This window comes from Streptomyces mutabilis, from assembly GCF_014649815.1.
Classification (GTDB): Bacteria; Actinomycetota; Actinomycetes; order Streptomycetales; family Streptomycetaceae; genus Streptomyces; species Streptomyces mutabilis.
Map to the genome: position 1 here is coordinate 119598 of NZ_BMTT01000014.1, position 12756 is coordinate 132353.

At 71.6% G+C, this 12756-nt stretch carries 11 protein-coding genes; 3 read left to right on the forward strand and 8 right to left on the reverse strand.

Annotated features, from left to right (window positions below):
- Positions 1–15 precede the first annotated feature (15 nt).
- Positions 16–2202, forward strand: coding sequence for an ATP-binding protein (locus tag IE142_RS25645; protein WP_191887942.1), 2187 nt, complete (start codon positions 16–18; stop codon positions 2200–2202).
- 32 nt (positions 2203–2234) lie between these two features.
- On the opposite strand, the gene rpsD is transcribed toward IE142_RS25645, so the two are convergent.
- The 5 genes from rpsD to IE142_RS25670 form a co-directional block, all read right to left on the reverse strand.
- Positions 2235–2849 (reverse strand): 30S ribosomal protein S4, encoded by a 615-nt coding sequence (rpsD, locus tag IE142_RS25650; RefSeq protein WP_030185023.1) that lies wholly within the window; start codon positions 2847–2849, stop codon positions 2235–2237.
- A 293-nt stretch (positions 2850–3142) separates the two neighbouring features.
- A complete protein-coding gene (locus tag IE142_RS25655) occupies positions 3143–4498 on the reverse strand; it encodes a replication-associated recombination protein A (protein ID WP_191887943.1) in 1356 nt (451 codons plus the stop codon).
- 57 nt (positions 4499–4555) lie between these two features.
- A complete protein-coding gene (locus IE142_RS25660) occupies positions 4556–5218 on the reverse strand; it encodes a vitamin K epoxide reductase family protein (RefSeq protein WP_043375108.1) in 663 nt (220 codons plus the stop codon).
- A gap of 202 nt (positions 5219–5420) precedes the next feature.
- Positions 5421–6683 carry a histidine--tRNA ligase gene (hisS, locus tag IE142_RS25665; protein WP_043375106.1) on the reverse strand — a complete coding sequence of 421 codons (1263 nt, stop codon included), beginning with the start codon at positions 6681–6683 and terminating at the stop codon, positions 5421–5423.
- Positions 6684–6696: 13 nt separating this feature from the next.
- The gene (locus IE142_RS25670) at positions 6697–7404 is read right to left on the reverse strand and encodes an MBL fold metallo-hydrolase (RefSeq protein WP_191887944.1); all 708 of its coding nucleotides are present in this window, start codon (positions 7402–7404) and stop codon (positions 6697–6699) included.
- 183 nt (positions 7405–7587) lie between these two features.
- On the opposite strand from IE142_RS25670, the gene IE142_RS25675 reads away from it, so the two are divergent.
- Positions 7588–8421 carry a peptidylprolyl isomerase gene (locus IE142_RS25675; protein WP_191887945.1) on the forward strand — a complete coding sequence of 278 codons (834 nt, stop codon included), beginning with the start codon at positions 7588–7590 and terminating at the stop codon, positions 8419–8421.
- A gap of 135 nt (positions 8422–8556) precedes the next feature.
- Positions 8557–9786, forward strand: a complete 1230-nt coding sequence (locus tag IE142_RS25680) for a DUF349 domain-containing protein (RefSeq protein ID WP_191887946.1) — start codon at positions 8557–8559, stop codon at positions 9784–9786.
- A 62-nt stretch (positions 9787–9848) separates the two neighbouring features.
- On the opposite strand, the gene IE142_RS25685 is transcribed toward IE142_RS25680, so the two are convergent.
- The 3 genes from IE142_RS25685 to IE142_RS25695 are packed head-to-tail and all read right to left on the reverse strand — an operon-like array spanning position 9849 to position 12742.
- Entirely contained in the window at positions 9849–10988 is a 1140-nt protein-coding gene (locus IE142_RS25685) for a caspase, EACC1-associated type (RefSeq protein WP_078949023.1), read from the reverse strand.
- A complete protein-coding gene (locus IE142_RS25690; RefSeq protein ID WP_191887947.1) occupies positions 10972–11388 on the reverse strand; it encodes an effector-associated constant component EACC1 in 417 nt (138 codons plus the stop codon). Before IE142_RS25690 ends, IE142_RS25685 begins: the two co-directional genes overlap by 17 nt.
- A complete protein-coding gene (locus IE142_RS25695; protein WP_191887948.1) occupies positions 11369–12742 on the reverse strand; it encodes a serine/threonine-protein kinase in 1374 nt (457 codons plus the stop codon). Before IE142_RS25695 ends, IE142_RS25690 begins: the two co-directional genes overlap by 20 nt.
- Positions 12743–12756: the final 14 nt, after the last annotated feature.

Genomic DNA, 12756 nt, shown 5'->3' on the forward strand with positions numbered 1-12756 from the left:
TACGCTCCGTGTTTCATGCGAGACCTTCGGCGCGACCGCATCCCGCACGGCAACCTCCCGCTGGAACTGGACACCTTCGTGGGCAGAGCCGCGGAACTCGCGGAGCTGGTCCGGGCGCTGGACTCGGAGCGGCTGGTGACGGTGACCGGGGCGGGCGGGGTCGGGAAGTCGCGTCTGGCGGTGCGGACGGCGGCGCGGTGCACGCCCCGGGACGGGGTGTGGCGTGTGGAGCTGGCGCCGGTGCGCGACGAGGAGTTCGTCGACTACGCGGTCGTGGAGGCCCTGGGATTGGTGGACCACACCACCCGGCTGCCGCGCGAGACGCTGCTCGCGCACCTCGCCGACCGGGAGCTGCTGCTGGTCCTCGACGGGGTCGAGCACCTGGTGGACGCGTGCGCCTCGCTGGCGGCCGACCTGCTGGGCCGCGCCCCCGGGCTGCGGGTGCTGGCGGTGGGCCGCAGGCCGCTGGCCGTGGCGGGGGAACGGGTGGTCCCCCTGGCACCGCTGAGTGCGGAGGAGTCGGTGGAGCTGCTGACGATCCGCGCGGGGCAGCGGCACGCGGGCCACGGGTACGACGCCTCCCCGAACGAGGGCTACGGGGAGATGCGCGAGCTGTGCCGGCGCCTGGACGGGATCCCGCTGGCGATCGAGCTGGCGGCGGGCCGGCTGGGCGCCCTGTCCCCGCGGCAGATACTGCAACGGCTGGACGACCGGTTCCGCCTGCTGACCGGCGGCGACCGCACCGCGCTGCCGCGGCACCGGACGCTGCGCACGGCGATCGGCTGGAGTCACGAGCTGTGCTCGCCCGGGGAGCGGCTCCTGTGGGCGCGGCTGTCGGTCTTCTCGGGCTCGTTCGACCTGGAGGCGGCCGAGTACGTGTGCAGCGGCGACGGACTGCCCGCCGAACAGGTGCTGGACGTGCTGTCCGCGCTGCTCGCCCAGTCCGTGCTGATCCGCGAGGAGACACCGTCCGGGGTGCGCTACCGGATGCTCGACACCGTCCGGGCCTACGGCGCCGACTGGCTGCAGGCGACCGGGGACGCGGCGCGGCTGCGGCGCCGGCACCGGGACTGGTACGTCGGCCTGGCGACCTGGTGCGAGCTGGAGTGGTTCTCGCCGCGTCAGCGGGAGGTCGCCACGCGCGTGGACGCGGAACTGCCGAATCTGCGCGGCGCCCTGGAGCACTCCTTGACCGAGCCGGACGAGACGCACCTGGGGCAGTACCTGGCGGGCTCCCTGTGGTTCCACTGGGTCGGCTGCGGACGGCTGTCGGAGGGGCGGCGGTGGCTGGAGCAGGCGGTGCGGCTGGACGCGGAGGGGCCGGCGGGCGAGCAGTCCCGGCTGAAGGCGCTGTGGGTGCTCGGCTACGTGGCGGTCCTGCAGGGCGACACCGTGCAGGCGCTGGCGGCGCTCCAGGAGTGCCGGGAGGAGGCCGAGCGGTCGGCCAACCCGACGGCCGTGGCGTACGCGGAGCACCGCACCGGCTGCCTGGCGCTGGTCACGGACGACCTGCCGCGCGCGGAGACGCTGTTGCGCTCGGCGCTGCACCGCTACCGGGAGATCGGTGAGCTCAACAGCAACGTCCTGATGGGCCAGGTGGAGCTGGCGATGGTCCGGGCGTTCCAGGGCGACCTGCCGGACGCGGTGCGCCTGTGCGAGGACGTACGCCAGGTGTGCGAGGACCACGGCGAGCGCTGGGCCCGGGGGTACGCCCTGTACGTGCTGGCCTACGCGGCCTGGAGCGACGGCGAGCCGCGGCGGGCGCGCGAGCTGCTGGCCGACTGTCTGCGCGGTGCGCACCGCTTCCGGGACCAGCTGGGCTCGGTGCTGGCCGTTGAGCTGCTCGCCCTGGTCACGGTGGCGGAGGGCGACGCGGCGGAGGCCGCGGTGCTGCAGGGCGCCGCGGGGCGGATGTGGCCGTCGGTGGGGCTGCGTCTGTTCGGCTCGGCGCACTACAACGTGCCGCACGAGCTGTGCGAGGCGGCCGCGCGCAAGCAGTTGGGAGACGAGCGCTACGAGGAGTTCGTGCGGCACGGTGCGCTGCTCGGCCGCCGGGAGGTGATGACGCGGGCGCTGCGGCGGCCCGGTCCACCGACCGCGCTGCCCCTGCCGCGCGGAGCCGGGCGGCGTGCCACGGCGGGAGCGCGGACGGCGAAGCCCGCCGCCTCACCCACCCGGAAGGGCGGGGAGACGGCGGGCTGAGGTACCGCTGGTGTACTGCGCCGGGGCTGGTATCAGCGGGCGTAGTACTCGACGACGAGCTGCTCGTCGCAGATCACCGGGATCTCCTTGCGGTTCGGCTCACGGTCCAGGCGGAACGCCAGGGCCTTGAGGTTCACCTGGAGGTAGCGCGGGGTCTCGCCGTCGGGGGCGAAGCCACCCTCACGGGCGATCGTGAAGAGCGTCTTCTCCTTGGAGCGCTCGCGCACCTGCACGACGTCGTCCGGACGGACACGGAAGGACGGCTTGTCGACCTTCTGGCCGTTGACCTGGATGTGGCCGTGGACGACCATCTGGCGGGCCTGGTAGATCGTGCGGGCGATGCCCGAACGCAGGACCAGCGCGTCGAGACGGCGCTCGAGCTCGATGACCAGGGCCTCGCCGGTCTTCATGTTGGTCTTGGAGGCACGCTCGTAGGCGCGGACGAGCTGGCGCTCGCTGAGGTCGTACTGCGCGCGCAGACGCTGCTTCTCGAGCAGACGGACCTTGTAGTCCGAGTTCTGCTTGCGGCCGCGGCCGTGCTCACCCGGCGGGTAGGGGCGGGCCTCGAAGTACTTGACGGCCTTCGGCGTCAGCGCGATGCCGAGGGCACGCGACTTCTTGACCTTGGGGCGGGACTGGTTCGCCACTGTCTGTGTCTCTTTCCTGGTTCCGGCTTGTCAGGGTTGAGGGAGGTCGCAATCCGCAGCCGGGGAAACCCGCCTGGTCCGCGAGGGACCTGCCGGGCAGCCGCTCCCTGGTCTGGGCACATACGTGCAGCACGCGAGTGGCCCACCGACCGCTCCCGGAGCTCCGGGTGGTGGTGGGCTGCCCGCGACACCTATCGACGGTGCGCGACGCTCCTGGAACCCCGAGGGGTTCCGGCCGGTTGTCCCGTTCTGACTGCACGGGACTCGGCACTCCGACCGAGTCTACAGGCTGCTCAGGACCGCTTGCGACCGAGGTGCCCGCGGGTCCACTCCACCGCGTCCGCGTACCTGGCCTCGGCTCCGTGCCGGGTCGGGGCGTAGTAGGTGCGGTCCTTGAGCTCGTCCGGGGCGTACTGCTGGGCGGCGATGCCCTCCGGCAGGTCGTGCGGGTACACGTACCCCTGCCCGTGTCCGAGCTTGCCCGCGCCCTTGTAGTGGCTGTCGCGCAGGTGAGCCGGGACCGGTCCCGCGTACCCCTTGCGTACGTCGTCCAGGGCGGCGCCGATGGCCGTCGTCGCGGCGTTGGACTTGGGGGCGAGGGCCAGGGCGATGGTGGCGTGACTGAGGGTGAGGGCGGCCTCGGGGAAGCCGATCATGGCGACGGCCTGGGCGGCGGCGACGGCGATCGGCAGGGCGTTCGGGTCGGCGAGGCCGATGTCCTCGCTGGCGGAGATCATCAGGCGGCGGGCGATGAACCTGGGGTCCTCGCCGGCCTCGATCATCCGGGCCAGGTAGTGCAGGGCGGCGTCCACGTCGGAGCCGCGGATGGACTTGATCAGGGCGCTGGCGACGTCGTAGTGCTGGTCGCCGTCGCGGTCGTACTTCACCGCGGCCCGGTCGACCGTCTCCTCCAGCGTCGCCAGGGTGACCTCGGCCTCGCCCTTGTCGAGCGCGGCCCCGGCGGCGGCCTCCAGCGCGGTCAGCGCGCGGCGGGCGTCGCCGCCGGCGATGCGCAGCAGGTGGTCCTCGGTGTCCTCGGGGAGCGTGACGGCCCTCCCCAGGCCCCGCTCGTCGGTGAGGGCGCGGCGGAGCAGGCCGCGGACGTCGTCGTCGGTGAGGGGTTCGAGCGTGAGGAGGAGGGAGCGGGAGAGCAGCGGCGAGATCACCGAGAAGTACGGGTTCTCCGTGGTGGCGGCGATGAGGGTGACCCAGCGGTTCTCCACGGCCGGGAGGAGGGAGTCCTGCTGGGCCTTGCTGAAGCGGTGGATCTCGTCGAGGAAGAGGACGGTCTCCTTGCCGTACCCGCCGACCGCGCGGCGCGCGCCGTCGATGACCGCGCGGACCTCCTTGACGCCCGCGGTGATCGCCGACAACTCCACGAAGCGCTTGTTGGTGGCCTTGGAGACGACGTACGCCAGCGTGGTCTTGCCGGTGCCGGGCGGTCCCCAGAGGATGACCGAGGAGGGCCCGGCGGGGCCGGATCCGCCCTCACCGACCAGTCTGCGCAGGGGGGACCCCGGCTTGAGCAGGTGCTGTTGACCGACGACCTCGTCGAGGGTGCGCGGGCGCATCCGCACGGCGAGGGGACTGCCGGTCGGGTCCTTCTCCTGGCGTTCTTCTGCTGCGGCGGTGAACAGGTCGGGCTCCACGCTCTGAACCCTAAATCACCGCACCGACAACGCGAGGGGCCCGGTGGACCCGGCCCGTCAGCTGATCCAGAAGTCCCACCAGCGGGTCAGGACCATCATCCCGATGATGCCGATGTGCAGCACCGGCAGGACCCAGGTGAACTCGCCGAAGAAGCCCTTGAGCCAGCCCGGCGCGGGCAGGAAGCCCTTGCGGACGTTGAAGGACGTCACGTACCAGAACATGATGATGGTCGCGACCCAGGCCAGGCAGCACCACAGGCACAGCGAATTGATCCGGTACAGGGACTGGAACTGCAGCCATGTGCAGAAGCCCACACCGAAGAGGGTGCCGGCGTTGAAGGTGAGCCAGTACCAGCGCGGGAAGCGGGCGCGGCCGAGCAGGCTCATGCCGACGCAGATGACCATGCCGTAGGCGACGAGGCCGAGCATCGGGTTGGGGAAGCCGAAGACCGACGCCTGGTCGCTCTCCATGATGTTGCCGCAGGAGACGACCGGGTTGAGGCTGCAGCCGGGCGTGAACGTGGTGCCGGCGACCTTGGCCTCGAGGATCTTCTGCTTGTCGAGCGTGATGACCCAGGCAGCGAGCAGACCGGCCGCGCCCGTGATCACCAGCAGCAGTGCGAGGGCGCGACTGCCGCCCTCGGTGCGCGGGGTGCGGGTGCTGGGGTCCGGCGCGGGCTCCGCCACGGTGGAGACGTCCTTCACTGTCGTCTTGCTCATCACGCCGATTCCGTCACTCGAGAGTCGGACCTGCTTCGGGCAGGCCCATTGTGCCGCACCGCCCTGTGTGGCAACCGTTCGATGAACATAAGAACGCATCGGTGATCGCGCCGGAGAGTTGCCTTCCGGCCGATTCCCGTTCCCCGGGGGCACGCGCGAGCGAACGCGCGCACCCCCGAGGGTGACATGACGCACAGACTTGCTAGCCGAGCCGCGACTCCAGCTCCGCGACGATCTCGTTGACCCCGATCGCGGTCTGCTCGCCGGACTCCATGTCCTTGAGCTGGACGACGCCCTCCGCGAGGTCGCGCTCGCCGAGCACCAGGGCGTAGCGGGCGCCGGAACGGTTGGCGGCCTTCATCGCCGCCTTCAGGCCCTTGCCGCCGTAGGAGAAGTCGGCGGCGACCCCGTTCTTGCGCAGCTCGGTGACCTTCGAGAAGAGGACCCGGCGGGCCTCTTCACCGAGCGGCACCGCGAAGACGGAGGTGGCCGACGGGATGTCCAGTTCGATGCCCTCGGCCTCCAGGGCGAGGACGGTGCGGTCGACGCCGAGCGCCCAGCCGACGGACGGGAGGGAGGGGCCGCCGATCATCTCGGACAGTCCGTCGTAGCGGCCGCCGCCGCCCACCGCGGACTGGGAGCCGAGGCCGTCGTGGACGAACTCGAAAGTCGTGCGGGTGTAGTAGTCCAGGCCGCGCACCAGCTTCGGGTCGTCCTCGAAGACGACGCCGGCCGCCGTGATCAGTTCGCGGACCTCCTCGTGGTACGTCTTGCAGGCGTCGCACAGGTAGTCGCGCAGCAGCGGGGCGTCGGTGAGCTGCTTCTGCACCTCGGGACGCTTGTCGTCCAGGACGCGCAGCGGGTTGATCTCCGCCCGGCGCAGCGTCTCCTCGTCCAGGTCCAGGCCGCGCAGGAAGTCCTGGAGCGCGGCGCGGTAGACCGGACGGCACTCCTTGTCGCCCAGGGAGTTGAGCAGGATGCGGAAGTTCTGCAGGCCGAGCGCGCGGTACGACTGGTCGGCGAGGATGATCAGTTCGGCGTCCAGCGCCGGGTCCTCCGCGCCGATCGCCTCGGCGCCGACCTGGGAGAAGTGACGGTAACGGCCCTTCTGGGGGCGCTCGTAGCGGTACTGCGAGCCGGAGTACCAGACCTTGACCGGCAGGTTGCCCGCCTTGTGCAGGTTGGCCTCCAGGACCGCGCGCAGCACGGGGGCGGTGGTCTCCGGGCGCAGGGCGAGGCGGTCGCCGCCCTTGGTCTCGAAGACGTACATCTCCTTGGTCACGATGTCGGTCGACTCACCGACCCCGCGCGCGAAGAGCTCGACGTTCTCGAAGCCGGGCGTCTCGATGTAGCCGTAGCCGGAGTTGCGCAGCGGGGCGGCGATCGCCTCGCGTACCGCCAGGAACTGGGCGGAGTCGGGCGGCAGCAGGTCGTACGTGCCCTTGGGGGCCTTGAAGGTGCTCACGGAAGGTCTCTCGTCACATTCCTCGTCGGGGAGCCCCGGGGGCTCCCTGGCCGGCCGCCACCTGCCGCAGGTAGGGGTTGGTGGCGCGTTCCTGGCCGATGGTCGTCTGGGGGCCGTGTCCGGACAGCACCACGGTCGAGTCGTCGAGCGGCAGGCACACGCGTGCCAGGGACTCGAGCATGTCGTCCATGGAGCCACCGGGGAAGTCGGTGCGTCCGATGGAGCCGGCGAACAGCAGGTCGCCCGAGAACATGATCGGCGGGATGTCCGCCGCCTCGGGCAAACCGAAGGCCACCGACCCCTTGGTATGGCCCGGCGCGTGCGCGACCGACAGGTTGAGGCCGGCCAGCTCCAGCTTCGCGCCGTCGGTCAGCTCCTTGACGTCGTCCGGCTCCCCTACGGTCAGCTCGCCCATGAGGGGCATGCCGATGGTGCGGCCGATCCCCTTTTCGGGGTCGCTCATCATGAAACGGTCCTCGGGGTGGATCCAGGCGGGCACGTCGTGCGCGCCGCACACCGGGACGACCGAGGCCACGTGGTCGATGTGGCCGTGGGTGAGGACGACGGCGACGGGCTTGAGCCGATGCTTCTGGATCGCTTCCTCGACTCCGGGGGCCGCCTGGTGGCCCGGGTCGATGATCACGCACTCCTCACCGGCGGCCGGGGCGACGAGATAACAGTTCGTCCCCCAGGCTCCGGCGGGGAACCCGGCAATGAGCACGATCGTCCTTCGTTTGTGTCGGTTCGGGTGGGCTTGCGGACCGGCCGCGCCCATGGTCAGAGCCTACCGGCGGTGCCGATTCCTCAGCGAACCCATATACGGTACGGGGCTACACGCCCACGGTCGGCTCATCGCACCCACGCGTACCGGTCGGCACACGAAGACGCATGAGGAGAGAACCCGGTGGTCAGCCAGGAGCAGCGGCGGCGTCAGCTCGCCCGGGAGAAGTTCTTGCGGCAGCAGCAGCGACGCACGTCCGCGCGACGCAAGGCGCGCATGCGCAACGCTGCGATCGCGTCGGTGCTCGGCGTGATCCTGATCGGCAGCCTCGCGCTGTACACGACCGGCGTGGTCCTGGGGGACGACGACAGCAAGACGAATGCGAGCGCGGAGGTCACGCCGAGCGCCTCGGCCTCCAGCAAGGCGCCGGACCCGTGCGACAAGCCGGCCGAGGGCAAGGTCAAGACGCAGACCTGGAAGAAGGAACCTGCGATGACCATCGACGAGTCGGCGAAGTACTCGATGAAGCTGGAGACGACCTGCGGCGACATCGACATCGCGCTGAAGGCGGATGCCGCGCCGCACACCGTCAACTCGTTCGACTTCCTGGCCGGGAAGGGCTACTTCGACCACACCAAGTGCCACCGGCTCACCACCGAGGGCATCTTCGTGCTCCAGTGCGGCGACCCCACGGCGCAGGGCAACGGCGGCCCCGGCTACAACATCCCGGACGAGAACCTGAAGGACGAGAGCCTGAAGGACAACATGTACCCGGCGGGCACGGTGGCGATGGCGAACACCGGCCAGCCGGACTCCGGCGGCAGCCAGTTCTTCCTCGTGTACCAGAACAGCCCGCTGCCGCCCAGCTACACCCCGTTCGGCACCGTCTCGGAAGAGGGCATGACGGTGCTGAAGAAGATCGCTTCCGCGGGATCCCAGCCCGCGGACCCCGCGACCGGCAACACCGCGCCCAACGCGACGGTCGTGATCGACAAGGCCACCGTCACGAAATCCTGACCCTCATCAGCGAGATTTCGGTCGTGCGGGATGCGGACAGGCCCCCCGCCGGTCGCCTATGTTGGCCGTGACGAAACTGTGGACGATGCCCGGGGGTAGCGAAGCCCTCCGCAGGCATCATGTGGAGGAGGCGCTGTGAGCAGCGACCCGTGGGGCCGCGTCGACGAGACGGGGACCGTGTACGTGCGTACGGCCGACGGCGAGAAGGTCGTCGGTTCCTGGCAGGCGGGCTCCCCCGAGGAGGCGCTGGCCTATTTCGAGCGCAAGTACGAAGGCCTGGTTGTCGAGATCGGCCTCCTCGAGAAGCGCGTGAAGACCACCGACCTGTCGGCGAAGGACGCCCAGACGGCCATCGACCACCTGCGGGAGCAGGTCGACGCGCACCACGCGGTGGGCGACCTGGACGCCCTGCGGGCCCGGTTGGACAAGCTCGTGTCGCTGGTGGAGAAGCGCCGCGAGGAGCGCAAGGTCCAGCGGGCCAAGCAGTCCGACGAGGCACGCGCCGCCAAGGAGGCGCTGGTCGCCGAGGCCGAGGAGCTGGCACAGTCCGACCAGTGGCGGTCGGCCGGTGAGCGGCTGCGGTCCCTGGTGGACACCTGGAAGGGTCTGCCGCGGCTGGACCGCAAGTCCGACGACGAGCTGTGGCACCGCTTCTCGCACGCGCGGTCGGCGTTCTCCAAGCGGCGCAAGCAGCACTTCGCCCAGCTGGACGCCCAGCGCGAAGGGGCCCGCCGGACCAAGGAACGGCTGGTCGCCGAGGCCGAGGCGCTGTCGAACTCGACGGACTGGGGACCGACGGCCGCGCGCTACCGCGACCTGATGTCCGAGTGGAAGGCCGCGGGCCGCGCCCAGCGCGAGCACGAGGACGACCTGTGGAACCGCTTCCGCGGCGCCCAGGACGTGTTCTTCGCGGCCCGCAGCTCGGTCTTCGCCGAGCGGGACGCCGAGCAGGCGGAGAACCTCAAGCTCAAGGAGGAGCTGGCCGAGGAGGCCGAGAGGCTCCTGCCGGTCACCGACCTGAAGGCGGCCCGCGCCGCGTTCCGCTCGGTGAACGAGCGCTGGGAGGCCATCGGCCACGTGCCGCGCGACGCCCGGCCCAAGGTCGAGGGCCGGATGCACGCCGTGGAGCGGGCGCTCCAGGAAGCCGAGGAGGCCGAGTGGCGCCGGACGAACCCGGAGGCACGCGCGCGTGCCGAGGGTCTCACCGGTCAGCTCCAGGCGGCCGTCGACAAGCTCAAGGGCCAGATCGAGCAGGCCCGTGCCCAGGGCAACAACGCGAAGGCCGACAAGCTGGAGCGTGAGCTGGAGGGCCGGCAGGCGCTGCTGGACCAGGCGCTGAAGGGGCTGCACGAGTTCGGCGGCTGACCTCGGTCACAGGGTGTGCAGCGGCCCGGCGGTGCGTGTCACCGCCGGGCCGCTGCACTGTTTCAGCGCCGTCCGGCGTGCTCGCTGATGTCGAGGGCGTGCTTGAGCACCTCACATGCCTGGAGGTGATTGCCGGACTCCTGCAGCAGGTCGGCCAGGCGGCGGCAGACCAGCACGGCCTCGGGTCCGTACACCTTGTGCACCTGCTGGAAGGCGAGCTCCAGCACCTCGATCGCCTCCCGCACCTGCCCGGTCTCGGCGAGCAGCTCCGACAGCTCCAGCTGTACCTCGACCAGGTCGCCGTGCCGGTCGCCGCTCCGCTGCTCCTGCAGCGCCAGGCGCAGCACGGGCAGCGCGTCGCGGGTGTTGCCCTCGGCGCGCAACACCCTGGCCAGGGAGAGCCCGGTGGCGACCAGTGCGGCGCGGACGTCGGCGGCCAGCACCGGGCCGGCGGGGCCGCGGCGGCGGCCGGCCCTCGCCTTGTTGCGGGCCAGGGGCAGGCGTCCGACGCCGTTCTCCTGGGAGCGCTGCGGCAGCGGCCGGTTCTTGGCGCGCAGGCGCTCCTCCAGGACCCGGTGGAGGGTGTCCAGGTCGATCAGTTCGGGGCCGTCCTCGACGCCGTCCCGCAGGACGCCGAGCAGTTCGCCGGTGAACGCCGTGTAGCGTTCGCCGTCCGGCGCCAGCGCGATGCGGTCCCGCGGTGAGGCGGCCAGGACGTATGCCCCGTCCACCGCGGCCTGGGCGGCCAGCTGGTCCCCGCCGGACAGGGCGCGGGCGGCGCGTCCGCTGAAGCAGCAGTCGAGGACGACGATCTTGCGCCGGGCGCGGGCGGTGCGCAGCGCGGCGCGCAGGTGCTGGTAGGCGACGGCCGTGTAGCCGAGGTGCTCGCGGGAGTCGCCCAGGGCCAGGTACAGGTCGGCCGAGTCGGCGTCCCGCATGCCGTGCCCCGCGAAGTACACCAGGAGGGTGTCGGTGGCCTCCTCGGCGGCCTGGTACACCGGGTCCAGGATCGCCGGGGTGGTGAGCGGGTCGGTGACGACGGTGCAGTGCCGTACCGGAAGTCCCCAGACGGTCGCGTCGCACAGTTCGGCGGCCAGGTCGACCACGTTGGCCTCGACCGCGGACAACTGGGGCAGGTGCCGGTAGGAGGCGGTGCCCACGAGGACGGCCCGGGAGCGCGTGGGGTCAGGCAGTCCTGTCATCTCCTCCGCTTCCCTCGCTGTGTGCGGGCGCGGGCGGCACCTGCCGGTCGAGCAGGTCGATGATGCCGCGGACGGTTTCCTCGTCCCCCGCCGCCTGAGCCGTGAGCACGACCTCCACGTCGCCGCGGCGCAGGGTGACGGCCGGTGCCCGGCGTCGGGAGGCCTGCCACTGTAGGACGGAGAAGACGAGGGAGCCCGCGGACAGCCCGCTGCCGATGGCCAATTGGAGGATGTCGAGGCCGGTGCCCATGCTGCCGGGGGCGGCCGGCGCGCTGCTGGCGGCCCGGGCCCGGAGGGTGGGTGTCCCGTCCTCGCGCAGCCAGCTCAGCAGGGACCGGAGGTGGTCCTCGGCGTCCGTGCCGTCCGGCGGTTCCGAGATCTCAACGCGGAAGTCGGTCATCGTCTCCGTTCGTCCCGTCCAGTCGTGGGCTGACACGTCGGTTCACGCGGGAGAGCAGGTCCAGTGCCTCTCCCCCGGCGCCCAGCCGGGCCAGGCAGACCGCCTGCCAGTACTGGCTGGTGAGGGTGGTGGGATGGTCGGGGCCCAGCTTGGACAGACAGACCGGTACGACCACCGACAGCGTCTGTGCCGCCTCCCGCAACTGTCCGCGCAGTACCAGGCCGACCGCCTCGCGCTGCCGGGACAGCGCGGCCCGGGGTGTCATGCTGCCCAGGACGATGCGCCGGGTGGCGTCGCTGAGCGTGGCGGGGTCCAGGACGTCGTGACGGCGCTGCTCGGGCAGGTGGGCTTCCGTCCAGACGTACTCGGGCGCCTCCTCCTCGGCTTCGTCCGGCGCCCCGGCGGCCGGCCCGGCCGCCTCGTGCACGGCGTCCACGGCTTCGTCCCGGACGTGCCGCTTCACCAGGTCGGCGAGCATCTGGGTACCGCCGTACGTCAGGGGGACGAGGATGTCGCGCACCACGCGGGGGTCGCCGAGACGCCGCTCCGGGTCCTGCCGGCACAGCTCGTCGACGAGCCCGGCCAGCGGCTGGGGGAGGCCGCCGGTGCCGGTCAGCGGCCGGATGCCGTCGCCGAGGGCCCGCTCCATGATGGCCCCGACGTCGGCGGTCTGCCCGAAGGGCAGCTCACCGGTCAGCATGAGGAAGACGCAGGCCCCGAGGCCGTACCAGTCCGCCGCCGGTCCGGGCAGGACGCCCCGCATCGCCTCCGGCGCCATGAACTGCGGGGTGCCGATCAGTGCGCCGGTGCGGGTGATCGCCGCCTCGCCCGCCAGCCGGGCCAGTCCGAAGTCCTGCAGCACGACCCGGCCGCCGCGTGTGGTCCCCACGTTGGACGGCTTGACGTCGCGGTGGACCACGCCCTTGTGGTGGCCGGCCTCCAGGGCTTCCGCGATCCCCAGGGCCACGGTGCAGGCTGCCGGTACCGGCAGCGGTCCCGAGTGCAGGACCAGCTCGGCCAGACTGGTGCCGTCGAGCACCTGCATCACGAGGTACGGAGTGCCGTCGTGCACGCCGTTGTCGTACAGCGTGACGACACCGGGGTGCTCGATCCGCGCGAGCGCGCGGGCCTCCCGCTGGAACCTCTCCCAGGCCGCGTCCTGCGCGGTCAGCCCCTCGACGGCGGTCAGCATCTTCACCGCCACGCGGCGGCCGAGCCGAGTGTCCTCCGCCTCGTAGACGACTCCCATGCCGCCACGCCCCAGTAGCCGCACCGGGCGGTAGCGTCCCGCGACGAGCGCGGGAGGCTCGGCCGACGGGTCGGCTAAGCCGGACTGTTCGACGTGCTCCTCCATCTGCTCCCCCGTCT